A 25,630-nucleotide genomic window follows, 5' to 3' on the forward strand; every position below is an offset into this window, starting at 1 on the left:
AACAGTTTAAGTTTGGCGGCCATAGCGAGTTGGTCCCACGCCTTCCCATCCCGAACAGGACCGTGAAACGACTCAGCGCCGATGATAGTGTGGTTCTTCCATGTGAAAGTAGGTCACCGCCAAACACTCATTCCGAAGCCCCCGACTGATGTCGGGGGCTTTTTACATGCCTGTCGGTTCTGTCGGTTTGATGACTCATGCATTCTTGTTGTTTAAATTAAAGGATGATAACTATGTTGTTATTCTTGAACATAAAGTGCCGAAAGTTACGGTTAACTGTTTAGAATATTTGAAATCGAACGGTATTTGCGTTATTATGTCGTATGCATTTATATGGAATAGGGCCGTGTTCTACTGTCGTGTGGCAGTGTCTGCGGGGAAGTAAAACTGTCCTGCAGCCGGCCCGGTTGATTCAATCCAACACGTTATAGGAAAACCCTGATGAAGAAATTTTTATTTGGTGTCTTTGCCGCCGTGTGTACGGCATTCTCTTTGGCTGCCGTGAACGTCAATACGGCCTCTTCTGCCGAACTGGAGGCATTGCCGGGTATCGGCCCGGCTAAGGCGAAAGCGATTGTGGAATATCGTCAGAAGAACGGTGCGTTCAAATCGGTGGAGGAGCTGAAAAACGTGAAGGGCATCGGTGATGCGGTGCTGAACAAGTTGAAGGCGGAGGCGACGGTTTCTTCTGCCGCGCCTAAGGCCGCGCAGCCTGCCGTGAAAAAATAAGTCTGACGGACGTTTGTGCCGTATATGCCGCCCCGAGGCCGAACCGTTTGCCGGTTGGGCCACGGGGCGGCTTTGTTTGGGGGTGGGAATAAAACTTGAACCAGTGGAGACTTTACATGGGGTGAAGGGATAAACGGATAGGGTGCCTCTTGTTGGATAGAGATATAGAAGATAAAGGGAAGAAAGATATGTACTTAAAGGCATTTGACAGAAAATGGGATAGGGCAACTGTGCAGAGGGGCTACTCCTTGATACAGCTGCTGGTGGTGATGCTGCTGGTTTCGATCTTGGCAACGGCGGCCTTTACGGTCTATCGGGAATCGGTCCGCTCGGCCAACCTGCGTGCGGCTCATGCAGCGCTGCTGGAAAATGCGCGCTTTATGGAGCAGTTCTATACGAAAAAGGGCAGCTTTAAGCTGACGTCGACGAAGTGGCCGGAACTGCCGGTGAAGGAGGCGGGCGGTTTCTGTATCAGGATGAGCGGTCAGGCTAAGGGCATCCTGGAGGGTAAGTTTACCTTGAAGGCGGTGGCGCTGGACAGGGAGGCGGAGCCGAGGGTGCTGCGCTTGAACGAGTCGCTGACGGCGGTGGTGTGCGGGAAGATGAAGGGGAAGGGCAGCTGTACGGACGGTGAGGAGATATTTAGGGGCAATGATGCGGAGTGTAAGCCTTTTACGGGGTGACAATAGGGTGGAAAGGAGATAAGAAAGTAAAAAGGACGTGCACAGGCACGTCTTTGGGGGAGGCTGATCTCAACCTCGAGTACTGCATTATTGTCTTAACCCGTTTTATTATTTTGACGAACTGAATATTTCAAATCCAGTACCTTATGCTGACACTGCAACCAGCCGGCGGAAGGTAATGCCCTGGTCAGAACTATTAGGAATTAACTGTAAATTGAGCGGGAAAGTTTAAAAGTAGAGAAAGCGGTAGTTTAAGTTATTGATGCAACATTATTCAGACGGCCCGAGCGGTCATGGGTAAGGATAATAAAAGATAAAGGCTGTAGACAAATTACACCAAGCAAAGATAGCATTGTCTGCAGGGTAAAAGGCTGGTTGATACAGCAAACATATATCTGTATCTATTTTGAAAGGCTATATTGAGAAACTGCACATCACTCCTTCAATATCGACGAGATAAGGTATGGCAGAAGGTTCGATCAAAGGCTACGGCAGCAAAACAGATGGCACCTAGAAAAACATCAGCTACAGACCTGCATTATCGCAAAGCCCTTTGCAACAACTCATCGACGGAAACGCAAATCAAACACAACCGAATATTTGTCGAAAAACCCGTTATGTGGTTGAACAAAGCTTTGTTACGTTTCACTGTAAATCAGGGTGTGAACCTAATTTGCTTTAGGCAACATGGGTGTGCAACGCTATTCGAAAGCGATATGTTTGAATCGTTGAAGTGGTTAACAGCTTACTTGCGCTTGTTTGCTCCTACAAGATGCGAGCATTGGGAAGATAAAAGGGAGCTGTCAAGTCCCTGTGTTTGATTTTTGGCTGTTGGGGATGAAGGATTTTTTGCAAAGGTCTCAGACCGTCTGAAAACTTGATAGAAGCAGTCGTCTGTTAAATATGCGATAATGCGGGAGATTTCATGGGTGTGGTAGAAACATGGTTGTGATTGTCCGACGGGGATGATGTCGGGCAACGATGGAATCGGTTTGCTTGAAACGCCCGCCTGTTGCGGGCTTTTTTATGGGAAGGAATGGTCATGCCTAATCCGCTTTATCGGCAACATATTATTTCAATTTCAGATTTGACGACGGAGCAGCTCGAATTGCTGCTTCAGACGGCCTTGAAGTTGAAAAAGCAGCCTCGCGAAGATTTGCTTGAAGGTAAATTGATTGGTTCGTGCTTTTTTGAACCCTCTACCCGTACGCGTTTGTCTTTTGAAACGGCGGTACAGCGTTTGGGTGGGAAAGTTATCGGTTTTTCCGATGGCGCGAATACCAGCGCGAAAAAGGGTGAAACGCTTGCAGATACTGCGAGGATTATTTCCAGTTATACGGATGCGATTATTCAGCGACACCCGAAAGACGGTGCGGCCCGTGTGGCGGCCGAGTTTTCGAGCGTGCCCGTGATTAATGCCGGCGATGGTACCAACCAACATCCAAGCCAGACGCTTTTGGATCTGGTAACGATTTATGAAACACAAGGTAGTTTGAGCAATTTGAAGATTGCGATGGCCGGTGATTTGAAATATGGCCGTACGGTACACTCATTATGTCAAGCATTGAAGCGTTGGGGTTGTGAGTTTGCATTTGTTTCTCCTCCCAGCTTGGCGATGCCGGACTATATCACTGAAGAGCTGGAGGAGGCCAGTTGCCCTTATCAAGTCCTGTCCAGCTTGGAAGAAGCGGTCGAATGGGCGGATATTTTGTACATGACCCGCGTTCAGCGCGAACGTTTTGATGAGCAGGAATTTGCCAAAATTCAGGGTAAATTCAATCTTGATGCGCCGATGTTGGCAAACGCCAAACCCAATTTGCGCGTCTTGCATCCTTTACCGAGGGTAGATGAAATTCATCCGAATGTGGATAAAACACCTCATGCCTATTATTTTGAACAGGCAACCAATGGAGTGTATGCACGGATGGCGATTTTGTCTTTGGTATTGAACGAAGAAGTTTAAGGAGCGAAAGATGGAAAACTCAAAACTCAGCGTTGAAGCAATCGAACAAGGTACGGTGATTGACCATATTCCTGCTGGTAAAGGCTTGGCCATTTTAAGACAGTTTAAGCTGCTGCATTATGGCAGCGCGGTTACGGTTGGTTTTAATTTGCCCAGTAAAACGCAGGGAAGCAAAGACATTATCAAAATCAGCGGTGTGTGGTTGGATGCCAATGCGGCCAACCGTTTAGCTTTATTTGCCCCTGAAGCAGTGGTCAACAAAATCGATCGGTTTAAGGTGGTTGAGAAACAGCATTTGTCATTGCCGGACGAGATTTCGGAAGTGTTCCGTTGCCCGAATACTAATTGTGCCAGTCATGGCGAGCCGGTCATCAGTCGCTTTTATGTCCGTTCACATAATGGTCAGACGCGTTTGAAATGCCATTATTGCGAAAAAACCTTCTCGCGTGATTCGGTTGCCGAAGCCTGATAAAAATCTCAGGCCGTCTGAAAATACGGCTATACGGTTTGAGTTGTCTGCTTGATACATTAGTTTCATAAAAAGCAAGATATTAAGCAAATTGCGTTAAAATTACGTTAAAATAATGCCTTCCGGGTTGATGACATTATTCGCCCGAAAGGCATTATTTTTTAATAACATGATACGAAATGTAGGAAAACTCATGCACTCATCCATACAAAGCCGGTTTGCCCCAATTTTATACGTCTTGATTTTCTTTGCCGGATTTTTAGCCGCACAAGTTTGGTTTAATCAGCAAGCCTATTTGACCAATCTTCCCCTTTTGGTTACAGCCATTTCTGCCGTTGCATTTGTTTGGTTGATTTGGGCCGTCGTATCTGCGCGATCCAAAGCTAAAAGCAAGATGTTGCACCGTGAGCAGCTGATTCAAAAAGAGAGCATTCATCCTGTTTTGCATGCGACGTTGCAACGTTCTGATGGACAAACGGATTTATTGGTTTTGGTTGTCCGCAATAGCGGTAAGGGCTTGGCGAAGAATGTGCGTTTTGAGGCTGAGGCTTTGCCGGATCACTTGCCGAGCAAGCTGGTTGCCGATGCAGTTATGCGCTTGGAGATGTTTTCCGGCGGCGTGGATATGCTGGCATCGGGAGAATTGTATGGCGGCGTGTTTGCAAGCATGTTGGCGCTGGCTGCCGAATTGCCGGACCAAACATTCGGCGGAGTATTGAAACTGAAAGCCACTTATGAAAATGCCTTTGGCGATCAATGCACTTCAGAAAGCGTTTTGGATTTGAGCATATTGAATTTCAATTTGTCAGAAATTAAATCCAATGGCGAGCAAAAGCCCCGCAAGAAATTGTTGTATTGATATTCAAAATATGCAGGCCGTCTGAAACCGAAATACTTGTTTTCAGACGGCCTGTTGTTATTTTTCAAATGATTTTTGAAGAAAAAGAGGCGTATCGGGTATAATAATCAAAGAATTCGAAACGGATTGTCAGGCTCGGCAAGCCGTCTCATCATTGTCGTATTTCAAAACCTTACTGATATTTTTTCAATAATCTGTTGCTATGTATCGGAACTTTTTCTGATGTTGGCACTGGCGAAATATTCCTTCAGCCATTTACTCTCAGGAAGCTGCTTATGTTAGTGTGTAATCCTTATGAAGTTGTGATCCATGGTACGACCAGCAAAGGCAAGATTTTCCGACCAAGCGACTGGGCGGAGCGCCTGTGCGGTATTTTGTCCTCCTTTACTAAAGACAACCGCCTTTCCTATTCGAATTGGGTGCGCCCGATTTTGGTGGACAATGTCCGTTGTGTAGCGGTCGATAAAAAGTTGGAAGAAGACAATCCGCAAATGTTCCGTTTCTTGATGGACTTTGCAGCGGATAATGATTTGCGCGTGATTGACTGCAAAGCCTTGCTCAAAGAGCAAGAGAGCAAACAGCAGGGCGAAGTGCCGGTCGAGCGCGTTTTGTTGGCGCAGGCGATTGAAGAAAAACATGCAGCCGAGCGTGCGGAAGCGGCCAATGCTCAGCCTGAGCCTCAAGCTGCCGCGCCTGTGGTTGGCGTATTGCGTGAAATTCCGCCGGAAGAAACCGCAACCGCTTTTGCGGCATTGAGCATTTTGCGTTCTTCTTTGACCGATATTCACCGTTTCGTCGAACAAATCAACGAGCATCAGCGCAAAACCGGTTACCGCCTGTTGGGTATTTTTGAAGAAGGTAAACAAAATGCCGTGGCCGTATGCGGTTTCCATACTGCACATAACTTGGCCAGTGGTTACCATATCCATATTGATGATCTCGTAACCATGCCGCAATGCCGCCAAAAAGGCTATGCTTCACGCTTGTTGGAAGAAGTACGCAAAATCGGTGCGGAAACCGGCGCGACCAAAATCCATCTGAATGTCCATGTTAACCATGACCGTGCAGGTGCGCATCGTCTCTACTTCAAAAACGGATTTGAAATTTGCGCTTACCATTTCCGTTGCGATCCGAAATAATTTTTGTGGAAAGAGAGAAATCAATGTTGAAGATTTTGACCGCGGCTGTTTTGACACTGAGCTTGGCGGCCTGCGCATCAGGCAGCGGAGGCAGCTCGCAAATGTATGGTGAGATTAAGGCCAGTGTAGAAACCAGCCATCAACGTTGAGATATACAATGACAAGGCCGTCTGAAATAGGTTTTCCTGTTTCAGACGGCCTTTTTGCAACTTGATTAGAGTGTCGTGGAGGTGTCGTCAGCGGCAACAGTCCGATGCAGGCGATACCAATTGTACAGGCGCAGGATGCACAAGAAAGCGATGATGGGCATGCAGGCTGCGGTAACCAGATAACGCGGGTTGCTGAAGTTTAAAACGTTGTGCCCGGAAAGCAGCGACAAAGCGGCATGCAACCATTCCCACAAAGACGAAATGCTGAATGCCAAAACAGCCAACAGGCCGAGGGTTCGGAAAATACCGATGGGCAGGATTTGTTGGCGTAATACGGCGCGGTTGAGTTGGAACAAAACAATCAAACCGAAGCCGATGATACAGACCATGCCGCCGTTGGCGACGATTTGTAGGCTGTTGAAGGCAATGTCGGGCGTAACGGAAATTGTACCGGACTGGTTGGCGGCGGTTTGTTGCAAATTTAAGCCTTGCATGACATTAAGTACGAAACCGTAGATCAGGTCGGCCAAAACGATACCGATGGGTAGCGGAGTCAAAAAACGTTTCATGGATCAGTTGGGTATTCTATTAGTATGAGGGAGGCCGTCTGAAAATTAAAAATGACGACGTGAGAGTGTATTGTATCCGATAGAAAAGTAGGTTAATGCAAAAATAAATTTAGTTTAAGTCAGAAAATGATGTAATTTTACGCCAACATTATTGCATTAAGAGTACAATCTTCTTCATTATCAAACGTGAAATCAACAGGAAAGGACGTTTACATGAGCCAATTGCAACGTGATTTAACCCGTATCAGCCACAATACCAAAATTGTTGCCACACTGGGTCCGGGCAGCAACAATGTACAATTGTTGGAAGACATGATCCGTGTCGGCGGCCTTAATGTCGTCCGTTTCAATTTCAGCCACGGTACGCCGGAGTTTCATGAAGAAAATGCCCGTATCGTACGCGAAGCCGCGAAACGTGCGGGTCAGGAAATCGCCATTCTTGCCGACTTGCAAGGGCCTAAAATCCGTGTCGGTAAAATTGCCGGCGGCAGCATCGAGCTGAATAAAGATGAAACTTTGATTTTGGATGCCGCACTTGAAGGCGAAGGTACACGCGAAGCGGTGGGTTTGGACTACCGTGATTTGCCGAATGACGTCGCTGCCGGCGATGTTTTGTGGCTGGACGACGGCCTGTTGACTTTGACCGTTGAGGCGGTTGAAGGAAGTAAGATTATTACAAGGGTAGAAAACAGCCATGTGCTGAAAAGTAACAAAGGTATCAATAAACGCGGCGGTGGCCTGTCTGCCGGTGCGTTGACCGAAAAAGACTTCCGCGACCTGAAAACGGCGATTGCCATTGGTTGCGACTACTTGGCCATCAGCTTTGTGAAATCTGCCGAAGATTTGCACATCGCACGCGCCAAAGTCGAAGAAGAAATGAAAGGCAGTACAGCCGTACGTCCCGGTTTGGTTTCCAAAATCGAGCGCGTAGAAGCCATTGAAAATCTGGACGAAATCATCCTTGCCAGCGACGGTATTATGGTTGCCCGCGGCGACTTGGCAGTGGAAGTCGGCCATGCCGCCGTACCTGCCCTACAAAAACGCATGATCCGCCGCGCCCGTGAGTTGCGCCGCTTCAGCATTACCGCAACTCAAATGATGGAATCCATGATTACCAACCCTGTACCAACCCGCGCGGAAGTCAGCGACGTGGCCAACGCGGTATTGGACGGTACCGATGCGGTGATGTGTTCCGCCGAAACCGCCGTCGGTGCGTATCCGTTTGAAACCGTCAGCCAAATGGCGATTATTTGTGCGGCTGCGGAAAAAGAACAAGATTCGCTCAACGGCGTTGCCGAACAGGTCGAGTATCCCGAAGCCGTCAGCACCAACTTGGCGATTGCTGGCGGTGCGGTCAGCGTGGCGCGAGCAGTTCACGCCAAAGCCATCGTTGCCCTGACTGAAAGCGGTTCGACCGCCTTCGAAGTCAGCCGCCACAACATCACCCTGCCGATTTTTGCCCTGACGCCGAGTGTTTCAGCGCAACGCCGCATGGCGATGTACCGCGGCGTGCGTCCGTTGATTTTGGCAACCAGTACCGATCACGATACCGCGCTGAACGAAGTGGAAGCCATGCTGGTAGAACACAAAATCCTCCAAAGCGGCGACCAATACATCATCACCAGCGGTTCGCAAATGCGCGAATCCGGTTCGACCAATACGCTGGAAGTGTTGCAGGTTAAATAATTGCAGTGATCCGATAATTGGAAAAGCAGGCTGTTTTAGCCTGCTTTTTTGTGTAAAAAAAGAAAAGATTAGGCAAAAATAATGATGTAGTATAGAATTGAGTGCCTATACTAAATCAATAAAGGACGTTTCAGACGGCCTTTTTCTTTGTACGCCACTTTCACGGTAAACCAAAATGATTCATTTCAACCTGAAAAAAACAGCGTTTATTTTAAGCGCAGCACTGTTATCTACCGCCGTCCAAGCCTCCGGCTACCATTTCGGCACACAATCCGTTAACGCACAAGGCACGGCCAACGCCGCCGCCGCCGAAGCCGCCGATGCCTCAACTATTTTCTACAACCCGGCCGGTTTGAGCAAAATCGACAGCAGCCAAATTTCCGTCAACGCCAATATCGTTTTCCCAAGCATTCATTATGAGGCAGAATCTGCGAAACACTTCCGCACGGGTGCCGATGTCAGCGGCTCGACCAGCGGCAAAATTACCGAAACCACCGTTGCTCCGCACGTTTATAGCGCGTACAAAGCCAGCGACGATGTGACTTTGGGTTTGGGCGTGTACGTTCCTTTCGGTTCGGCAACCGAATACGAAAAAGATTCCGTCTTGCGCCACAACATCAACAAACTGGGTTTGACCACCATAGCCATCGAGCCGGTAGTTGCGTGGAAACTGAATGAGCAGCACGCCGTCGGTGCCGGTTTGATTGCCCAATATTCCAAAGCCGAATTGCGCAAATACTCCGACTGGGATGCTTCCGGCGCCATCAGCCAGTTGGCCAGCGGCTTGGCTTCCCGTCAAGCAGGCCGTCCCGTTGCTGTCGATGCGACCGGCAAAGCTGACGGTCATGCCGATGTAAAAGGTCACGATTGGGGCTTTGGTTACCAACTGGCGTGGATGTGGGACATCAACGAGCGCGCACGCGTGGGTGTGAACTATCGTTCCAAAGTATCGCATACGCTGAAAGGCACTGCCGATTGGGAAGCGGACGGCGCATATGCAAAACGCGCATGGGATTTGGGTGCAATGGCTGCACGCGGTTATGTGCCGAACGAAAAAGCCAGCGTAAAAATCGTAACGCCTGAGTCTTTGTCTGTTCATGGTATGTACCGCGCCACCGACAAAACCAACCTGTTCGGCGATGTGACTTGGACGCGCCATAGCCGCTTCAACAAAGCGGAGCTGGTGTTTGAAAACACCAAAAAAGTTGTCAACGGCCAATCTGACCGTACCGTTATCACGCCTAACTGGCGCAACACTTATAAAGTTGCATTCGGCGGCTCTTACCAAGTTACCGAACCATTGCAACTGCGTGCCGGTATCGCTTTCGATAAATCGCCGGTTAAAAGCGCTGAAGACCGTATGAACAGCCTGCCTGACGGCAACCGTATTTGGTTCTCCGTCGGTGCCAAATATCAACTGGGTAAAAACCATGTTATCGATGCGGCGTACAGCCATATCCACATCAATGACACGGTTTACCGCACCGGCAAAGCCAGCGGCAACGACGTGGACAGCCGCGGTGCATCCTCTGCCCGCTTCAAAAATAAAGCGGACATCTTGGGCTTGCAATACACTTACAAATTCAAATAATCGGATTTGAGTTGTGGATAAAAAGGCCGTCTGAAGATTTCAGACGGCCTTTTTGATTGGCAGGAACAGATGGAGCAATCCACAGGCAATAAATGGTGTGTTGGGCTTTACATATTTCTGATTGGAATGGCAGAACGGAAAAACGATAGAAAAAAGAATAGCCGATTACCGGCTGGAAAAATAAGATGTTGTTTGCGCTTTAAACAACGTGTTACAGATTTCTTTATTCTGATGGGCAGCAATCAAAAGGCCGTCTGAAAAACAGGTTTTCAGACGGCCTTATTTGCCAGATGGCTGCTAAGAAAGCTCAATCAGCTGCGGACTTCCAGTTCGATTTCTCTTTCTTGTTCGTCTTCAGCCGGCTTGTCCATGGTTTTTTCATCAGCCATATTGTCCAAGTCGCGGCCGGGTTCGGAAGCGGTATCACCGATGGAAACGCTGTTCAGGCTTTCCAAAATAATGGCTGAGGCCAGATGGTCGGATGTGCGGTACACCATTGCCAAACCGATTTCTTCCGCCGGAATGGAAACCAACTCAACCGTATCTTTGTCTTTCGGCTTACGAATCAGGTTGTTGGATAGATTGACACGGACTTGGCGGCCGCGTTTGTAGAGGCTGACCACAGTGCCTTTGTCCAAGCCGTCGAGTTCGCCTTTATCCAAAGTAATGGTTTGGAACTGACCGGCTTCGCCCACGCCGTCGAAGATGGAAACGACTTTGGCCTGAATCGGACGGGCAGGGGCGTGAGGCATCACATTGAAGCTGTCGAGGCCTTCGGGCAGTTTCAGCAGATAGTCGTCTTTGCGGATTTCGGAAACGGCTTCTTCGATAACCAAAGGTTGCGCGGACTGGGTGCGCAGCTTCATGACTTTGTTGACTTGGGTGTAATACTCGTTGCTTTTGAGTTTTTCGTCAGAAGCGCGGGTACGGTTTTCCAAGGCGGAGTCGGTGTAAGGCAGCGTGTTGGCGATGCCGCTGAACACGACTTCTTGGCCGAGGAATTTACCGGTTTCCGGATCGGTGATGTTTTTATTGACGCGGTAGGTCAGGTAGCGGCCGGGTTCGGTCAGGCCGTATGCGTACACGCGGTTGCCTTGGGTGTAGAGGACGCGGTTGTCGGGACCTGCAATCAGGCGCGGCGCGTTGGCGGTTTCTTCCGGAGCGATAATCTGCGGATGTTTCATAAACATGCGGTAGAGGTTGACGTTGACGGTCGGAATGCCGTAGCCGGAAGTTTCGCGTACGCGCGGATGCAGTTTGATCACGGGAATGCCGTCTGAACGGGTTTGGGCGTGTTCAAAACCCAGTCGAGGCTGGCCGTTGACGTAGCGTAAAACCAACACCTGACCCGGATAGATCAGGTGCGGATTGCGGATGGCGTTGCGGTTGGCGCCCCAAAGGCGGTTCCATTGCCACGGGCTGTACAGATATTTGCCGGAAATGCCCCACAAGGTATCGCCGTTTTTAACGACGTAGCGTTGCGGCGCATTGGGGCGGATTTTTAAAGAAGCTGCCTGAGTGTGGGCAGAAATAGCCATGCCTGCCATGCAAAGCAGGGTTATAATACGTTGTTGCATAACCGTTCCCCTTGAAATCGGTTTGGTTTGTCTTCAGATGATAAACAGAGAAGGCTGGAGTTTGCGAAACTGCCGCCCATCCATCAATACGATAACGAACGGCCTCTGTCGCGCTATCTTAACATTTTTCGGCGTTATTTTAGCATTGAATGTTGCTGTCATGACAGGAGATTGTGGCGGCGGAAACCAAATCTGTATGAAAATCACACATCAGTTTTATAAAACGAGAATATTATGGCTTTACTGAACATCCTCCAATACCCTGACGAGCGTTTGCACACGGTTGCCAAACCTGTTGAAAAAATCGACGAGCGCATCCAGACATTGGTTGCCGATATGTTTGAAACCATGTACGAAGCACGCGGTATCGGCTTGGCGGCCACTCAGGTCGACGTACACGAGCGCATCGTCGTGATGGATTTGACCGAAGACCGCAGCGAGCCGCGCGTGTTCATCAATCCCGTCATTGTCGAAAAAGACGGCGAGACAACTTACGAAGAAGGCTGTCTGTCCGTACCGGGCATTTACGATACTGTGACCCGTGCCGAGCGCGTCAAAGTTGAAGCCTTGAACGAAAAAGGCGAGAAATTCACGCTGGAAGCAGACGGCCTGCTGGCAATCTGCGTGCAGCACGAATTGGACCACCTGATGGGCATCGTGTTTGTCGAACACTTGTCGCAGCTGAAACAAGGCCGCATCAAAACCAAACTGAAAAAACGTCAGAAACACACCATCTGACCTGCGCATCGCTTAAAGGCCGTCTGAAAAGACAAAACAGAAGGCATACTTCGGTTTTCAATCTTTCAGACGGCCTTTTCAGCTGAAACAGTTTGCCCAACGCGCCCATTCAAACCATTTTCACAAGGACACAACATGAAAGTCATCTTTGCCGGTACGCCCGATTTTGCCGCCGCCGCCTTGAAAGCCATCGCCGCCGCAGGTTTTGAAATTCCGCTGGTGTTGACCCAGCCTGACCGCCCCAAAGGCCGCGGCATGCAGCTGACCGCATCGCCGGTCAAACAGGCTGCCTTGGAATTAGGTTTGACCGTGGCGCAGCCGGAAAAGTTGCGCAATAACGCCGAAGCCCTGCAAATGCTTAAAGATACGGGCGCGGATGTGATGGTAGTGGCCGCGTATGGTTTGATTTTGCCGCAGGATGTGTTGGATACGCCCAAACACGGCTGCCTCAATATCCACGCTTCGCTGTTACCCCGTTGGCGCGGCGCGGCACCGATTCAACGTGCGATTGAAGCCGGCGACGCCGAAACCGGTGTGTGTATCATGCAGATGGACATCGGCTTGGACACCGGCGATGTGGTCAGCGAACACCGCTACGCCATCCAGCCTACGGATACCGCCAACGAAGTGCATGACGCGCTGATGGGTTTGGGTGCGGAAGCGATTGTTGCCGACTTGCAGCGTCTGCAGGCTGAAGGCCGTCTGAATGCGGTCAAACAGCCTGAAGAAGGCGTTACCTACGCCCAGAAATTGAGCAAAGAAGAGGCGCGTATCGATTGGAATGAAAGCGCGGCTGTGATTGAGCGCAAAATCCGTGCTTTCAACCCTGTACCTGCCGCGTGGGTCGAGTATCAAGGCAAACCGATGAAAATCTGGCGTGCCGAAGTCGTGGTCAAACAGGGTAAGGCAGGCGAAGTGTTGTCCTGCACTTCAGACGGCCTGCTGGTGGCGTGCGGTGAAAATGCGCTGAACATTACCGAATTGCAGCCTTCCGGCAGCAAACGCATGAGCATACAGGCATTTGCGGCAGGCCGGACGATTGAAGTCGGAACGGTTTTGTAACAGGCTGGAAACAAACGTAGAGGAAAGAAAACAATGGCTGTTTTTGAAGTGGTCGAGGGCGATATTACCCGATTGGCAGTCGATGCGATTGTCAATGCCGCCAATTCATCGCTGTTGGGCGGTGGCGGAGTAGACGGTGCAATACACCGCGCCGCAGGCAAAGAGCTGCTGGATGAGTGCCGAACTTTGGGCGGTTGCCGCACAGGCGAAGCCAAAATAACCCAAGGCTATCGTTTGCCTGCGCGTTTTGTCATTCATACGGTCGGGCCGGTATGGTTTGGCGGAAAACAAAATGAAGAGGCCAAATTGGCACAATCCTACGCCAATTCCTTGCTGCTTGCCCAGAAACACGATCTTCACAGCATCGCCTTTCCGTGCATCAGTACCGGTGTGTACCGTTTCCCGGCCAAAGCTGCCGCGCGTATCGCTTTGGAGAGTTTGAAACAAGTCCTGCCGTAATGTCCGGCAGTGGAAAAAATCATCTTTTGCTGTTTTTCCAAAGCAGATGCCGAATATTATCGGGCATTGCTGGCAGCCGAACAGGCCGTCTGAAATCCTCCGAACACTTGAAATCAAATATAAATCAGAAAGCAAAAATATGAGTATGTCCCTCGCCCAAAAACTGGCCGCCGACAGCGTTGCCGCGGTTGCCGAAGGGCGCAATCTTCAGGATGTCTTGGCGGAAATCCGCGCGGCGCATCCGCAGCTGACGGCGCAGGAAAACGGCGCGTTGCAGGATATTGCCTACGGTTGCCAGCGTTATTTGGGCAGTTTGAAGTATATGCTTGGTCAAATGTTGAAGAAGCCGATTGACAATCCGCAGCTTGAAAGCCTGCTTTTGGCGGCGATGTACCAACTGCATTACACGCGCAATGCGCCTCATGCCGTGGTCAATGAAGCGGTGGAAAGCATTGCCAAAATCGGCCGCGGCCAGTTCCGCTCGTTTGCCAATGCGATTTTGCGCCGCTTTTTGCGTGAACGCGACAAGCTCGCAGCTTCCTGCAAAAAAGACGATGTGGCGAAACACAATTTGCCGCTGTGGTGGGTGGCTTATTTGAAAAACCATTATCCGAAACATTGGCACAATATCACCACTGCGCTGCAATCGCATCCGCCGATGACTTTGCGCGTCAACCGCCGACACGGCAATGCCGAAAGCTATTTGGAAAAACTGGCTGCGGAAGGTATTGCGGCCAGGGCTTTGGACGAATACGCCGTGATGTTGGAAGAAGCTGTGCCGGTAAGCCGCCTGCCCGGTTTTTCAGACGGCCTGGTGTCGGTGCAGGATTTTGGTGCGCAACGTGCTGCCTATTTGTTGAACCCGAAAGACGGCGAACGCATTCTCGATGCCTGTGCGGCGCCGGGCGGCAAGACAGGCCATATCTTGGAACTGGCAGATTGTCATGTTACCGCTTTGGATATAGATGAAGGCCGTCTGAACAGGGTGAAGAGCAATCTTGACCGTTTAGGCTTTCAAAAGGCCTCTTTGACTTGTGCCGATGCGCAGGACTTGGCGGCATGGTATGATGGAAAGACCTTTGACGCTGTCTTGGCCGATGTGCCGTGTACCGCTTCGGGCGTGGCGCGGCGCAATCCTGACGTCAAATGGCTGCGCCGGCCGACCGATGCCGTCAAAACCGCACGCCAACAGGAAGCATTATTAGACGCGCTGTGGCAGACCCTGACGAAAAACGGCAGGATGTTGCTGGCTACCTGCTCGGTCTTTGTCGAAGAAAACGACGGTCAGTTGCAAAAATTCCTTAACCGCCATGCCGATGCCGAGTTGATCGAATCGCATGTGCTTTTACCGAACAAACATCAAGATGGCTTTTATTACGCGCTTATTAAAAAGCAGTAAAACGCTGATTGTACCGCTCTTGCTTGCCGTGTCGCTGAACGCGGCAGGCGAGGGCATCAGTGCGACCCGTGCCGAGGCAAAGCTGACCCATGCCGGACAGCTTTCCGTCAGCAGCCGTTTCCGCACTGACTTGCCCGACCAGCTTAAAGAAGCACTCAAACAGGGCGTCCCCCTGCATTTCAATTTAAGTTGGCAGCTGTCAGCGCCGTCTATGTCGTCTTATAAATTCAAGTTCGACCAGCTGCTCAACAACGACAGCACGATTCAATACAAATTGTCCTTCCATCCGCTGACCAACCGCTATCGCGTTACCGTCGGTACGTTTTCTACCGAGTACGATACGCTTGAGACTGCCTTGCGCGCAGTGGGCGCGGTCGCGAATTGGAAGGTTTTGTCCAAGGGTGCGCTGAGTGATGTGGCCGCCAAAGACACGAAGGCTGAAATCCGCCTGCTGCTGACAACCGCCAAGCTGCCCAAACCGTTCCAAATCAATGCCCTGACGTCTAAAAACTGGCATTTGGATTCCGGTTGGAAGTCCTTGTCGGTCGTGCAGGAGTAAACCATGCGCCGCTTTCTTCTGATTGCCGCCGTATTCGCCGTTGTTTTGTTGTACGGTCTGACTGTTGCAACGGGCAGCAGCAACGTATTGTCCGATTACTTCTGGTGGATTGTCGCCTTGTGCGGTTTGCTGTTGCTGGTGTTGGCGGCGGTGTTGGTGCGCTATGTCGTGCTTTTGATGCGCGACAACAGCAAAAGCGTGTTCGGTTCGCAGATTGCACGTCGGCTGTCGGGGATGTTTACTTTGGTTGCCGTATTGCCGGGCGTGTTTTTGTTCGGTATTTCCGCCCAGTTTATTAACGGTACGATTAATTCTTGGTTTGGCAACGATACCCATGAGGCTCTAGAGCGCAGCTTAAACTTGAGCAAATCCGCGCTGAACTTGGCGGTAGACAACGCTGTCAGCAACGCCACGCCGGTGCAGATCGACTTAATCAGCGCCGCTTCGCTGGACGGCAACTTAGGGCAAGCGCTGGCAAAATCCGCGCTTACTGCCGACTTTGCCCAGCTGGCGCTTTATAACGCGACTACCCATAAAGCCGAGAAAAGCATCAATCCCTTGAAACTAAATCAACCTGAGCTTAACAAAGAAGGATGGGAGCAACTGGAGCAGACCGGCTCGGTGCGCAGCTTGGAAAACATCGGCGGCGTGCTGTATGCTCAAGGCTGGATGCTGATCGGTCCGCATAAAAATCAGGATTATGCGTTGTTTTTTCGGCAGCCGATTCCGAAAGATGTTGCCCAAGACGCGACGCTGATTGAAGCAGCCCGAGCCAAATATGCCGAACTGAGTTATACCAAAAAAGGCCTGCAAACCTTTTTCCTGTCCACGCTGTTGGTCGCGACATTATTGGCCATCTTTTTGGCGCTGGTGATGGCTTTGTATTTTGCCCGCCGTTTTGTGGCACCGGTATTGTCGCTGGCAGAGGGTGCGCGGGCGGTGGCTCAGGGTGACTTCAGCCAGACTCGGCCGGTATTTCGCAATGACGAGTTCGGCCGTTTGACCCAGTTATTCAACCACATGACCGAGCAATTAGCGATTGCCAAAGAGGCAGACGAGCGCAACCGTTTGCGCGAAGAAGCAGCACGCCATTATTTGGAATGCGTGTTGGAAAGTTTGACTACAGGCGTGATTACTTTGGATGCCAATGGCCGTCTGAAAACCTTTAACAAGGCCGCCGAACAGATTTTGGGCGTTTCGCTGGTGTCTTTGTGGGGCAGTAACTGGCATCAATGGCACGGCAAATCGCCGCAGCAAACCCTGTTGGCCGATGTGTTTGCCGCCATTAATGAAACCGCCGATAGCAACAAACCCGTCCAAGTCGAATACGCCGCGCCCGATGATGCCCGAATCTTGTTGGGCAAAGCCACCATTTTGCCGGAAGACAATGATAACGGCGTGGTGATGGTGATTGATGACATTACCGTCTTGATGCGGGCGCAAAAAGAGGCCGCATGGGGCGAAGTGGCGAAACGTTTGGCGCACGAAATCCGTAATCCGCTTACGCCTATCCAGCTTTCCGCCGAGAGATTGGCATGGAAATTGCATGATAAACTAGATGAACAAGACGCCCAAATTCTCAGCCGTTCAACCGATACCATCGTCAAACAGGTGGCCGCGCTGAAAGAAATGGTCGAAGCGTTCCGCAACTATGCGCGTGCGCCGTCGCTGAATTTAGAAAAACAAGATTTAAACGGTTTGGTGTCGGAAGTATTGGTATTATATGAGGCCGGCGCGTGCAAGTTTAATGCACGGCTCAGCGCCGACGCCCTGCCGATTGTTGCCGATACGACGGCGATGCGCCAAGTGTTGCATAACCTATTTAAGAATGCTGCAGAAGCGGCAGAGTCGGACGAAGCGCCTCAAGTAAACGTCGAAACAGGGCGCGAAGGCGGACAGGTTTTCCTGACCGTCTGCAACAACGGCAAAAGTTTCAGCAAAGAAATGCTGCACAATGCTTTTGAGCCGTACGTTACCGACAAACCGACAGGAACGGGGCTGGGTTTGCCCGTTGTGAAAAAAATTATCGAGGAGCATGGCGGCCGTATCAGCCTGAGCAATCAGAACAGTGGCGGCGCGTGCGTCAAAATAGCTTTACCGGAAATGGCAGAAACTTATGCGAAGCAGTGATATTTTGATTGTAGATGATGAAGTAGGCATCCGCGACCTGCTCTCCGAAATCCTTCAAGATGAAGGCTATACCGTCACTTTGGCCGAAAATGCCGAAGAAGCGCGCCAATTGCGTTATCAAACGCGTCCGGCCATGGTATTGCTGGACATTTGGATGCCCGATTGCGACGGCATCACTTTGTTGAAAGAGTGGGCGAAAAACGGCCAACTCAATATGCCTGTGGTTATGATGAGCGGCCATGCCAGCATTGACACTGCGGTTGAAGCCACTAAAATCGGCGCGCTCGATTTTCTGGAAAAACCGATTGCCCTGCAAAAACTCTTGTCCGCAGTAGAACGCGCCTTGAAACATGGCGAAGTTCAGACGGCCTCCGGCATGACTTTGGACAAACTGGGCAACAGTTCCGTCATTCAAGAAATGAACGGCAGTATTGAAGCGGCCGCCAAACACAACCGCCCGCTGTTGTTGGCCGGTGAGGCTGGCTCGCCGTTTGAGATTGTCGCCCGCTATCTGCACAAAAGCGGTACGCCTTGGGTGGCAACCGACCGTGTCGAACACATTGTTGATACGCCGATGGAGCTGTTGCAAAAGGCATCAGGCGGTATTTTGTATGTCGGCGATATTGCCCGTTACAGCAAAAACATCCAAAACGGCATTGCTTTCTTGCTGGAAAAAGCCGACCGCTACAATGTCCGTGTGATTGCTTCATGCGGTTTTAAACGAGGTGAGGGCGCCGATGACGTCGTTGCCGGCCGATTAGCAGAGCTGTTGAAAGAGCGCATCAATGTTCCTTCTTTGCGCAGCCAGCCGGACGACATCGTCTTTTTAATCAACCGCATCATGACCGATTTGGCCGAAAGTCAAAAAATCCAGCCGGTAAAATTCAGCGACAGCGCATTGGTGGTTTTGCGCCAATACGATTGGCCGGGCAATTACGACCAGCTTGCCGAAACGGTGAAAAACATCATGTTGGAATCTGACGGCAAAGAAGTGGACGAGCAGGCCGTTGCCGTGGCTTTGGGTCAGAAGGAAAACGCGACGGCGACAGAAATCATCGGCGGCTTCAATTTCAATATGCCTTTGCGCGAATTGAGGGAAGAAGTCGAGCGCCGTTACTTTGAGTACCACATCGCCCAAGAAGGCCAAAATATGAGCCGCGTGGCGCAAAAGGTCGGTTTGGAGCGTACACACCTTTACCGCAAACTCAAACAACTCGGTATCAGCGTATCGCGCCGCAGCGCCGACAAATCCGAAGAATAAGCGCAATATCGGTTCAAACACAAAAGAGGCCGTCTGAAAGCCATCAGGTTTTTCAGACGGCATCGTCATTTGACGGTTTGCTTAGACAAGCAATACTTTATAAAAATAATGGTATGGCTAGGCATTGTTATTTTGCCTTTTAAGCCGACAGAAGTTTTATATCAATAAAATTTTCAGACGGCCTTGATTTACTTCAGGCCGTCTGAAAAAAACATTACGAAAAGGGAACAGATTGATGACGGAAAACGAGCGTTTTGCTTGGTTGCAACTGGCATTTACGCCCTATATCGGCGCAGAAAGTTTTTTGGTGCTGTTGCAGCAATTCGGTAGCGCACAAGCTGCCTTGAATGCGCCGGCAGACAAAATTGCCGCGTTGGTGCGCCATAAACAGGCAGCCGAGTCGTGGCGTAATGCGGACAAACGGGCTTTGGCGCAGCAGTCTGCTGAAGCCGCTTTACAATGGGAAATGCAGGACGGTTGCCGTTTGTTGCTGCTGCAAGATGATGATTTCCCCGAAATGCTGACACAAGGCATTACCGCGCCGCCGGTCTTGTTTTTACGCGGCAATGCAGAGCTGCTGCACACACCTTCTGCCGCGATGGTCGGCAGCCGCCATGCCACGCCGCAGGCAATGCGAATTGCCAAAGATTTCGGTAGGGCGTTGAGCGAAAAAGGCATTCCCGTCGTATCGGGTATGGCTTCGGGTATCGATACCGCCGCCCATCAGGGGGCATTGCAGGCAGATGGCGGCACCATCGCCGTCTGGGGAACCGGTATAGACCGCATTTATCCGCCGTCCAATAAAAACCTTGCTTATGAAATTGCCGAAAGGGGATTGATTGTCAGCGAGTTCCCTTTAGATACGCGTCCGTTTGCAGGCAACTTTCCGCGCCGCAACCGTTTGATTGCCGCATTATCGCAGCTGACATTGGTGGTCGAGGCGGCATTGGAATCTGGCTCATTGATTACCGCCAAGCTGGCGGCAGAGATGGGGCGCGAAGTGATGGCGGTGCCCGGGTCGATAGACAATCCGCATAGCAAAGGCTGCCACAAGCTGATTAAAGACGGGGCAAAACTGGTGGAATGTCTGGACGATATTCTCCATGAGTGTCCGCAGCTATTGCAAAATACGCCTGTTCCATCATATTCTATAAATAAGACGGTAAAACTGAAAAACGATCAAACCAAACATCTGCAACCAAAAACAATAGCGGATGAACCGCAAAGGCCGTCTGAAAACCTATCTGCCGCCCCATCAACAAGCGCTTTATTGGAAGCAATGGGTTACGACCCGATACATCCCGATATTTTGGCGCAACAAACCAATACGGCGGCGGCAGACGTGTACGCACAGCTTTTGGAATACGAACTTGACGGTATCGTTGCCGCCTTGCCGGGCGGCCGTTATCAGCGTGTCAAAGCATGAATTATCTATATTTAAGGAACCAGCATGACCGAAGTCATTGCCTATTTAATCGAACACTTCCAAGATTTCGACAATTGTCCGCCTCCGGAGGATTTGGGTCGCCTCTTGGAAGATGCGGGTTTTGATGCTACGGAAATCGGCAATACATTAATGATGATGGAAGTCTTGTTCAATACGTCCGAATTCTATGCTGAGCCGTTTAACAGCGACTCCCTGCGCGTATTCTGCCGTGAAGAAGCTGACAACCTGCCGCAGGAAGTCATGGGCTTGATGCAGTATTTGGTTGCCGAACACGCAATTACTTATGAGCAACGCGAAATCGTCATTCATGCCCTGATGCACATTCCATCGGACGAAATCACCCTCGATACCGCCAAAGTGTTGGTATTGCTGGTGTTGTGGATGCACAAGAGCGAGTTACCCGTCCTGATAGGCGACGACTTGATGAGTGCGTTGACCGGACAAAACGTGATGCACTAAACCTTTTTTCAGACGGCCTCAATAATAAAGGCCGTCTGAAACATAAACCCAATACATCCAAAAGAGAACAACAATGGCGAAAAACCTATTAATCGTCGAATCCCCGTCCAAAGCCAAAACCCTGAAAAAATATCTGGGCGGTGATTTTGAAATCTTGGCGTCTTACGGTCATGTCCGCGATTTGGTTCCGAAAAGCGGAGCAGTCGATCCTGACAATGGCTTTGCCATGAAATACCAACTGATCAGCCGCAACAGCAAACACGTCGATGCCATCGTTGCCGGTGCCAAAGAAGCTGAAAACATCTACCTCGCAACTGACCCGGATAGGGAAGGCGAAGCCATTTCTTGGCATCTTTTGGAAATCCTTAAATCCAAACGCGGATTGAAAAACATCAAACCGCAGCGTGTCGTGTTCCACGAAATCACCAAAAACGCCGTGCTCGATGCGGTTGCCCATCCGCGCGAAATCGAAATGGATTTGGTCGATGCGCAACAAGCCCGTCGCGCTTTGGACTATTTGGTTGGTTTCAACCTTTCGCCATTGTTGTGGAAAAAAATCCGCCGCGGTTTGAGCGCAGGCCGTGTGCAAAGTCCCGCACTGCGTTTGATTTGCGAACGCGAAAACGAAATCCGCGCGTTTGAAGCGCAGGAATATTGGACGGTGCATCTCGACAGCCACAAAGGCCGCAGCAAGTTCACCGCCAAACTCGCCCAATACAACGGCGCGAAACTCGAACAATTCGACCTACCGAACGAAGCCGCGCAAGCCGACGTGTTGAAAGAACTCGAAGGCAAAGAGGCTGTCGTTACCGCCATCGAAAAGAAAAAGCGCAGCCGCAACCCAGCCGCGCCGTTCACCACATCCACCATGCAGCAGGATGCCGTGCGCAAACTCGGTTTCACTACCGACCGCACCATGCGTACCGCCCAGCAGCTTTACGAAGGTATAGACGTAGGGCAGGGCGCCATCGGTCTGATTACCTATATGCGTACCGACAGCGTGAATTTGGCCGATGAAGCGTTAACCGAAATCCGCTATTACATCGAAAACAAAATCGGCAAAGAATATCTGCCAAGTTCGGCCAAGCAGTACAAAACCAAGTCCAAAAATGCCCAAGAAGCCCACGAAGCGATCCGCCCGACTTCTGTGTACCGCACGCCTGAAAGCGTCAAACCCTTCCTGAGCGCAGACCAGTTCAAACTCTATCAAATGATTTGGCAGCGTACCGTTGCCTGTCAGATGACGCCCGCCAAATTCGACCAAACCACTGTCGATATTACCGTCGGCAAAGGCGTATTCCGCGTAACCGGACAAGTGCAGACTTTCGCAGGCTTTTTGAGCGTGTATGAAGAAAGCAGTGACGACGAAGAGAGCGAAGACAGCAAAAAACTGCCTGAAATGAGCGAAGGCGACAAACTGCCTGTGGACAAACTCTACGGCGAACAACACTTTACCACCCCGCCGCCGCGCTACAACGAAGCCACGCTGGTTAAAGCCCTCGAAGAATACGGCATCGGCCGCCCCTCGACCTACGCCAGCATCATCTCCACGCTCAAAGACCGTGAATACGTTACCCTTGAGCAAAAACGCTTTATGCCCACCGACACAGGCGACATCGTCAACAAATTCCTGACCGAACACTTCGCCCAATATGTCGATTACCACTTCACCGCCAAACTCGAAGACCAGCTTGACGAAATTGCCAACGGCAAACGCCAATGGATTCCCGTGATGGATAAATTCTGGAAACCATTTATCAAGCAAGTAGAAGAAAAAGAGGGTATCGAACGCGCCAAATTTACCACGCAGGAACTCGACGAAACCTGCCCGAAATGCGGCGAACACAAACTGCAAATCAAATTTGGCAAAATGGGTCGTTTCGTTGCGTGTGCCGGTTATCCCGAGTGCAGCTACACCCGCAACGTTAACGAAACCGCCGAAGAAGCGGCCGAACGTATTGCCAAAGCGGAAGCAGAGCAAGCTGAACTCGACGGACGCGAATGCCCTAAATGCGGCGGTCGTCTAGTGTACAAATACAGCCGTACCGGCAGTAAATTCATTGGCTGCGCCAACTATCCGAAATGCAAACACGTTGAGCCGCTGGAAAAACCGAAAGACACCGGCGTCCAATGCCCGCAATGCAAAAAAGGCAACCTCGTCGAACGCAAATCCCGTTACGGCAAACTGTTTTACAGTTGCAGCACTTATCCTGACTGCAACTACGCCACTTGGAACCCGCCCATTGCAGAAACCTGCCCAAAATGCGCGTGGCCGGTTTTGACCATCAAAACCACCAAACGCTGGGGCGTGGAAAAAGTGTGCCCACAAAAAGAATGCGGATGGAAAGAACAGATTGAACCGCCGGCACCGAAAGAGTAATTGGTTAAAGCTTGGATAGAAAAAGGCCGTCTGAAAAATGATTTTCAGACGGCCTTTTTTTAAATATTTTCAATTAAGCTAGAGAAGAATATCCATAAAGTTAAGGAGATGGTTCAATAACATCCAAATTGGTTACAGGTTTTACTAAAATAATTGCCCTGAGAATTTCTTCCATTCATAAAAGTGGTATCTCCAATTCTTTGGGTGGTCATATCCCAAGAATTACCATTTGCTGCACGACCATTAGTATAAGTAGTGTTGCCAATATGCATACTTTCTTGAGACCAATTGCTTCCAGTTCGAGAATTATATCCATTTACATAGGTAGTATCGCCAATTGTTTGGATACTATAAGTATTCCCGCTATTGTCATTGCAAGTGTGAAATGAGTCGCTTCCATAGCAAGCTGCGAAAGAAGAAACTGGTGTTACAAGTAAAGTAAAAAGTAAGACGATATTTTTCATACAAAACCTCAATATTCATTATAGGTAATATGAAAATATAATATAAAAATATAATTTACTCAACTATATTTGATAATTTAACCATCCATATAAAAATCAAACTATTTTGAAGCAAGGAGGAAAAGTCGTTAGATATGTAAATTAAATAAAAAAGTGGGTGTTTGAAAAGTTAGAGATGTCTATAGACATATTAGAATTTAGCCTTTGAAACAATTAACTTCTTTTATTTAGAACAAACTAAGGCCGTCTGAAAAATGAGTTTCAGACGGCCTTGTTGTCTCTAAAAGCAGAGATCGAAATATGGTTTGATAGCAGTTTCACTATATAATTGAGGCCGTCTGAAAAATCGGTATCTTTTTAAGAATTATGGCAAACAACAAACATTCCAAACACAGCAATCAAGTACGTATCATTGGTGGACAATGTAGGGGACGAAAGTTAACATTTTTATCTGCAGATGGTCTGCGCCCGACGCCTGACAGCGTGCGTGAAAAACTGTTTAACTGGCTGGGTCAGGATTTAACTGGAAAAACAGTATTGGATTTATTCAGCGGCAGCGGTGCTTTGGGAATGGAGGCTGCTTCTCGTCATGCGGCAAAAGTGGTAATGGTCGATAACCACCGCCAAACTGTTCAAACACTTCAGAAAAATATCCGTGAATTAGGTTTGAAACAGGCGAAAATCGAATGTTCAGACGGCATGGCTTATCTGGCAAGGCTGTCTGAAAAATTTGATGTTGTGTTCCTTGATCCGCCGTTTGCATGGGAAGATTGGCAAAATCTGTTTATCCGATTGCAAAGCCACTTGAAAAATGGGGCAATGGTCTATATTGAAGCAGGGAAGCTGCCTGAAAAACCGGATTGGCTGGAAATTTATCGGGAAGGAAAGGCGGGAATGAGCAGGTTTGAATTGTTGCTCTATTCGCAAGTTGCTGAATAGTATAGAATTTGAGAATCATTCCCAAGGTGTAAAACATTCTTTCAAACGGATTGTTCCGACGTCATTTGTGCTATAATCCGCGCCCAATCGGTTTTGATAATTTAAGAAAAAAGGAAATAGAAATGTCGCTCTTTATTACAGATGAGTGCATTAACTGCGATGTGTGCGAGCCGGAATGCCCTAATGATGCCATTTCGCAAGGTGAAGAAATTTACGAAATCAATCCAAATTTGTGTACGCAATGTGTAGGCCATTACGATGAGCCTCAGTGCCAACAGGTATGTCCTGTCGACTGTATCTTGATTGATGAAGAGCATCCTGAAACGCACGAAGAGCTGATGGCTAAGTACGAAAAAATCATTCAGTTTAAATAAATAGTGTTTAAAAGCAAAAGCTTGGATGTTTTTGAAGAAATAAATAAAAAAAAATCTTGACGGAAATCTAAGTTGCCAATAAACTAGCGTTCTCTTTTGGAGGGATTCCCGAGCGGTCAAAGGGGGCAGACTGTAAATCTGTTGCGTGAGCTTCGAAGGTTCGAATCCTTCTCCCTCCACCAAAAATTCTTACTTGGAGCAAATAGTGAGTATGCGGGTGTAGCTCAATGGTAGAGCAGAAGCCTTCCAAGCTTACGGTGAGGGTTCGATTCCCTTCACCCGCTCCAAACAATTTCGCCCATGTAGCTCAGGGGTAGAGCACTCCCTTGGTAAGGGAGAGGTCGGCAGTTCAAATCTGCCCATGGGCACCATCTCATTATTACCCTTTCTTTCAAAAGCTTAGATTATAGGATATTGCCATGGCTAAGGAAAAATTTGAACGTAGCAAACCGCACGTAAACGTTGGCACCATCGGTCACGTTGACCATGGTAAAACCACTCTGACTGCTGCTTTGACTACTATTTTGGCTAAAAAATTTGGTGGT

The 25,630-nt window shown here is 49.6% G+C and carries 24 protein-coding genes, 3 tRNA genes, 1 rRNA gene and 1 pseudogene; 26 read left to right on the plus strand and 3 right to left on the minus strand.

The features are described from left to right. The first annotated feature begins 11 nt into the window (after positions 1-11). The 8 genes from rrf to ACTHUE_RS01305 all read left to right on the plus strand — a co-directional run bounded on the left by rrf (position 12) and on the right by ACTHUE_RS01305 (position 5,991). A 5S ribosomal RNA gene (gene rrf, locus ACTHUE_RS01270) occupies positions 12-125 on the plus strand. Between the two features lie 316 nt (positions 126-441). Next, complete coding sequence (locus ACTHUE_RS01275; protein WP_004520163.1) at positions 442-729, plus strand: ComEA family DNA-binding protein; 288 nt, start codon at positions 442-444, stop codon at positions 727-729. 188 nt (positions 730-917) lie between these two features. Continuing rightward, positions 918-1,412 (plus strand): type IV pilin protein, encoded by a 495-nt coding sequence (locus ACTHUE_RS01280; RefSeq protein WP_049343703.1) that lies wholly within the window; start codon positions 918-920, stop codon positions 1,410-1,412. Positions 1,413-2,454: 1,042 nt separating this feature from the next. After that, positions 2,455-3,375, plus strand: coding sequence for an aspartate carbamoyltransferase (gene pyrB / locus ACTHUE_RS01285; RefSeq protein WP_039862268.1), 921 nt, complete (start codon positions 2,455-2,457; stop codon positions 3,373-3,375). A gap of 10 nt (positions 3,376-3,385) precedes the next feature. Beyond that, entirely contained in the window at positions 3,386-3,844 is a 459-nt protein-coding gene (gene pyrI / locus ACTHUE_RS01290) for an aspartate carbamoyltransferase regulatory subunit (RefSeq protein WP_004520167.1), read from the plus strand. 193 nt (positions 3,845-4,037) lie between these two features. Further along, positions 4,038-4,703 (plus strand): hypothetical protein, encoded by a 666-nt coding sequence (locus ACTHUE_RS01295; RefSeq protein WP_049336352.1) that lies wholly within the window; start codon positions 4,038-4,040, stop codon positions 4,701-4,703. Positions 4,704-4,978: 275 nt separating this feature from the next. Further along, positions 4,979-5,842: a GNAT family N-acetyltransferase gene (locus ACTHUE_RS01300; protein WP_049336349.1), complete on the plus strand. Its 864-nt coding sequence runs from the start codon at positions 4,979-4,981 to the stop codon at positions 5,840-5,842. Positions 5,843-5,865: 23 nt separating this feature from the next. Next, positions 5,866-5,991, plus strand: a complete 126-nt coding sequence (locus ACTHUE_RS01305) for a hypothetical protein (RefSeq protein ID WP_256388874.1) — start codon at positions 5,866-5,868, stop codon at positions 5,989-5,991. A gap of 65 nt (positions 5,992-6,056) precedes the next feature. Here the strand turns inward: ACTHUE_RS01305 and ACTHUE_RS01310 are convergent, their stop codons facing one another. Then, positions 6,057-6,560, minus strand: coding sequence for a hypothetical protein (locus ACTHUE_RS01310; RefSeq protein ID WP_049336347.1), 504 nt, complete (start codon positions 6,558-6,560; stop codon positions 6,057-6,059). 213 nt (positions 6,561-6,773) lie between these two features. On the opposite strand from ACTHUE_RS01310, the gene pyk reads away from it, so the two are divergent. Next, the gene (pyk, locus tag ACTHUE_RS01315; protein WP_049337966.1) at positions 6,774-8,246 is read left to right on the plus strand and encodes a pyruvate kinase; all 1,473 of its coding nucleotides are present in this window, start codon (positions 6,774-6,776) and stop codon (positions 8,244-8,246) included. Positions 8,247-8,421: 175 nt separating this feature from the next. Continuing rightward, positions 8,422-9,837 (plus strand): OmpP1/FadL family transporter, encoded by a 1,416-nt coding sequence (locus ACTHUE_RS01320; RefSeq protein WP_004520172.1) that lies wholly within the window; start codon positions 8,422-8,424, stop codon positions 9,835-9,837. 311 nt (positions 9,838-10,148) lie between these two features. Here ACTHUE_RS01320 and ACTHUE_RS01325 read toward each other — a convergent pair whose 3' ends face one another. After that, a complete protein-coding gene (locus tag ACTHUE_RS01325) occupies positions 10,149-11,414 on the minus strand; it encodes a LysM peptidoglycan-binding domain-containing protein (RefSeq protein WP_049336996.1) in 1,266 nt (421 codons plus the stop codon). 234 nt (positions 11,415-11,648) lie between these two features. Here ACTHUE_RS01325 and def point away from each other — a divergent pair, with 234 nt between their 5' ends. The 10 genes and pseudogenes from def to topA all read left to right on the plus strand — a co-directional run bounded on the left by def (position 11,649) and on the right by topA (position 23,308). Further along, the gene (def, locus tag ACTHUE_RS01330; protein ID WP_003678675.1) at positions 11,649-12,152 is read left to right on the plus strand and encodes a peptide deformylase; all 504 of its coding nucleotides are present in this window, start codon (positions 11,649-11,651) and stop codon (positions 12,150-12,152) included. 135 nt (positions 12,153-12,287) lie between these two features. Next, positions 12,288-13,214, plus strand: a complete 927-nt coding sequence (gene fmt, locus ACTHUE_RS01335; protein ID WP_070503666.1) for a methionyl-tRNA formyltransferase — start codon at positions 12,288-12,290, stop codon at positions 13,212-13,214. Positions 13,215-13,247: 33 nt separating this feature from the next. Then, positions 13,248-13,766, plus strand: a pseudogene (locus ACTHUE_RS01340) (O-acetyl-ADP-ribose deacetylase). 46 nt (positions 13,767-13,812) lie between these two features. Beyond that, positions 13,813-15,072 carry a 16S rRNA (cytosine(967)-C(5))-methyltransferase RsmB gene (gene rsmB / locus ACTHUE_RS01345; protein WP_070503669.1) on the plus strand — a complete coding sequence of 420 codons (1,260 nt, stop codon included), beginning with the start codon at positions 13,813-13,815 and terminating at the stop codon, positions 15,070-15,072. Further along, positions 15,038-15,631 (plus strand): DUF4390 domain-containing protein, encoded by a 594-nt coding sequence (locus ACTHUE_RS01350; RefSeq protein WP_004520180.1) that lies wholly within the window; start codon positions 15,038-15,040, stop codon positions 15,629-15,631. The genes rsmB and ACTHUE_RS01350 overlap by 35 nt, the downstream gene beginning before the upstream one ends. 3 nt (positions 15,632-15,634) lie before the next feature. Next, a complete protein-coding gene (locus tag ACTHUE_RS01355; RefSeq protein ID WP_004520181.1) occupies positions 15,635-17,761 on the plus strand; it encodes a sensor histidine kinase in 2,127 nt (708 codons plus the stop codon). Continuing rightward, entirely contained in the window at positions 17,748-19,022 is a 1,275-nt protein-coding gene (locus tag ACTHUE_RS01360; protein ID WP_004520182.1) for a sigma-54-dependent transcriptional regulator, read from the plus strand. The genes ACTHUE_RS01355 and ACTHUE_RS01360 overlap by 14 nt, the downstream gene beginning before the upstream one ends. A 235-nt stretch (positions 19,023-19,257) precedes the next feature. Further along, positions 19,258-20,448, plus strand: coding sequence for a DNA-processing protein DprA (gene dprA, locus ACTHUE_RS01365; protein WP_004520183.1), 1,191 nt, complete (start codon positions 19,258-19,260; stop codon positions 20,446-20,448). Positions 20,449-20,472: 24 nt separating this feature from the next. Next, positions 20,473-20,928, plus strand: a complete 456-nt coding sequence (locus ACTHUE_RS01370) for a DUF494 family protein (protein ID WP_004520184.1) — start codon at positions 20,473-20,475, stop codon at positions 20,926-20,928. A 73-nt stretch (positions 20,929-21,001) separates the two neighbouring features. Then, positions 21,002-23,308 carry a type I DNA topoisomerase gene (gene topA, locus ACTHUE_RS01375; protein WP_004520185.1) on the plus strand — a complete coding sequence of 769 codons (2,307 nt, stop codon included), beginning with the start codon at positions 21,002-21,004 and terminating at the stop codon, positions 23,306-23,308. 113 nt (positions 23,309-23,421) lie between these two features. Here the strand turns inward: topA and ACTHUE_RS01380 are convergent, their stop codons facing one another. Next, entirely contained in the window at positions 23,422-23,772 is a 351-nt protein-coding gene (locus tag ACTHUE_RS01380) for a hypothetical protein (protein ID WP_079453718.1), read from the minus strand. 366 nt (positions 23,773-24,138) lie between these two features. Between ACTHUE_RS01380 and rsmD the strand changes: the two genes are divergently transcribed. The 6 genes from rsmD to ACTHUE_RS01410 all read left to right on the plus strand — a co-directional run. Continuing rightward, positions 24,139-24,711 (plus strand): 16S rRNA (guanine(966)-N(2))-methyltransferase RsmD, encoded by a 573-nt coding sequence (gene rsmD / locus ACTHUE_RS01385; RefSeq protein WP_004520186.1) that lies wholly within the window; start codon positions 24,139-24,141, stop codon positions 24,709-24,711. Positions 24,712-24,833: 122 nt separating this feature from the next. Next, a complete protein-coding gene (locus ACTHUE_RS01390) occupies positions 24,834-25,085 on the plus strand; it encodes a YfhL family 4Fe-4S dicluster ferredoxin (protein ID WP_003679513.1) in 252 nt (83 codons plus the stop codon). A 98-nt stretch (positions 25,086-25,183) separates the two neighbouring features. Continuing rightward, positions 25,184-25,267, plus strand: a tRNA-Tyr gene (locus tag ACTHUE_RS01395). Between the two features lie 31 nt (positions 25,268-25,298). Then, a tRNA-Gly gene (locus tag ACTHUE_RS01400) sits at positions 25,299-25,372 on the plus strand. Positions 25,373-25,381: 9 nt separating this feature from the next. Next, positions 25,382-25,456 (plus strand) — tRNA-Thr (locus ACTHUE_RS01405). A gap of 48 nt (positions 25,457-25,504) precedes the next feature. After that, a partial coding sequence (locus ACTHUE_RS01410; protein ID WP_002259029.1) for a GTP-binding protein occupies positions 25,505-25,630 on the plus strand: 126 nt, incomplete at its 3' end.

This window comes from Neisseria sp. P0021.S005 (genome assembly GCF_051956955.1).

Excerpts from the sequence above, each read along its gene's own strand:
- pyrI (WP_004520167.1), top strand. The coding sequence starts at position 3,386 with ATGGAAAACTCAAAACTCAGCGTTGAAGCAATCGAACAAGGTACGGTG.
- fmt (WP_070503666.1), top strand. The coding sequence starts at position 12,288 with ATGAAAGTCATCTTTGCCGGTACGCCCGATTTTGCCGCCGCCGCCTTG.
- ACTHUE_RS01360 (WP_004520182.1), top strand. The coding sequence starts at position 17,748 with ATGCGAAGCAGTGATATTTTGATTGTAGATGATGAAGTAGGCATCCGC.
- ACTHUE_RS01305 (WP_256388874.1), top strand. The coding sequence starts at position 5,866 with ATGTTGAAGATTTTGACCGCGGCTGTTTTGACACTGAGCTTGGCGGCC.
- def (WP_003678675.1), top strand. The coding sequence starts at position 11,649 with ATGGCTTTACTGAACATCCTCCAATACCCTGACGAGCGTTTGCACACG.
- rsmB (WP_070503669.1), top strand. The coding sequence starts at position 13,813 with ATGAGTATGTCCCTCGCCCAAAAACTGGCCGCCGACAGCGTTGCCGCG.
- ACTHUE_RS01310 (WP_049336347.1), bottom strand. The coding sequence starts at position 6,560 with ATGAAACGTTTTTTGACTCCGCTACCCATCGGTATCGTTTTGGCCGAC.
- topA (WP_004520185.1), top strand. The coding sequence starts at position 21,002 with ATGGCGAAAAACCTATTAATCGTCGAATCCCCGTCCAAAGCCAAAACC.
- ACTHUE_RS01280 (WP_049343703.1), top strand. The coding sequence starts at position 918 with ATGTACTTAAAGGCATTTGACAGAAAATGGGATAGGGCAACTGTGCAG.
- ACTHUE_RS01390 (WP_003679513.1), top strand. The coding sequence starts at position 24,834 with ATGTCGCTCTTTATTACAGATGAGTGCATTAACTGCGATGTGTGCGAG.
- ACTHUE_RS01275 (WP_004520163.1), top strand. The coding sequence starts at position 442 with ATGAAGAAATTTTTATTTGGTGTCTTTGCCGCCGTGTGTACGGCATTC.
- ACTHUE_RS01355 (WP_004520181.1), top strand. The coding sequence starts at position 15,635 with ATGCGCCGCTTTCTTCTGATTGCCGCCGTATTCGCCGTTGTTTTGTTG.
- pyk (WP_049337966.1), top strand. The coding sequence starts at position 6,774 with ATGAGCCAATTGCAACGTGATTTAACCCGTATCAGCCACAATACCAAA.
- ACTHUE_RS01320 (WP_004520172.1), top strand. The coding sequence starts at position 8,422 with ATGATTCATTTCAACCTGAAAAAAACAGCGTTTATTTTAAGCGCAGCA.
- ACTHUE_RS01380 (WP_079453718.1), bottom strand. The coding sequence starts at position 23,772 with ATGAAAAATATCGTCTTACTTTTTACTTTACTTGTAACACCAGTTTCT.
- ACTHUE_RS01350 (WP_004520180.1), top strand. The coding sequence starts at position 15,038 with ATGGCTTTTATTACGCGCTTATTAAAAAGCAGTAAAACGCTGATTGTA.
- ACTHUE_RS01325 (WP_049336996.1), bottom strand. The coding sequence starts at position 11,414 with ATGCAACAACGTATTATAACCCTGCTTTGCATGGCAGGCATGGCTATT.
- rsmD (WP_004520186.1), top strand. The coding sequence starts at position 24,139 with ATGGCAAACAACAAACATTCCAAACACAGCAATCAAGTACGTATCATT.
- pyrB (WP_039862268.1), top strand. The coding sequence starts at position 2,455 with ATGCCTAATCCGCTTTATCGGCAACATATTATTTCAATTTCAGATTTG.
- ACTHUE_RS01300 (WP_049336349.1), top strand. The coding sequence starts at position 4,979 with ATGTTAGTGTGTAATCCTTATGAAGTTGTGATCCATGGTACGACCAGC.
- dprA (WP_004520183.1), top strand. The coding sequence starts at position 19,258 with ATGACGGAAAACGAGCGTTTTGCTTGGTTGCAACTGGCATTTACGCCC.
- ACTHUE_RS01295 (WP_049336352.1), top strand. The coding sequence starts at position 4,038 with ATGCACTCATCCATACAAAGCCGGTTTGCCCCAATTTTATACGTCTTG.
- ACTHUE_RS01370 (WP_004520184.1), top strand. The coding sequence starts at position 20,473 with ATGACCGAAGTCATTGCCTATTTAATCGAACACTTCCAAGATTTCGAC.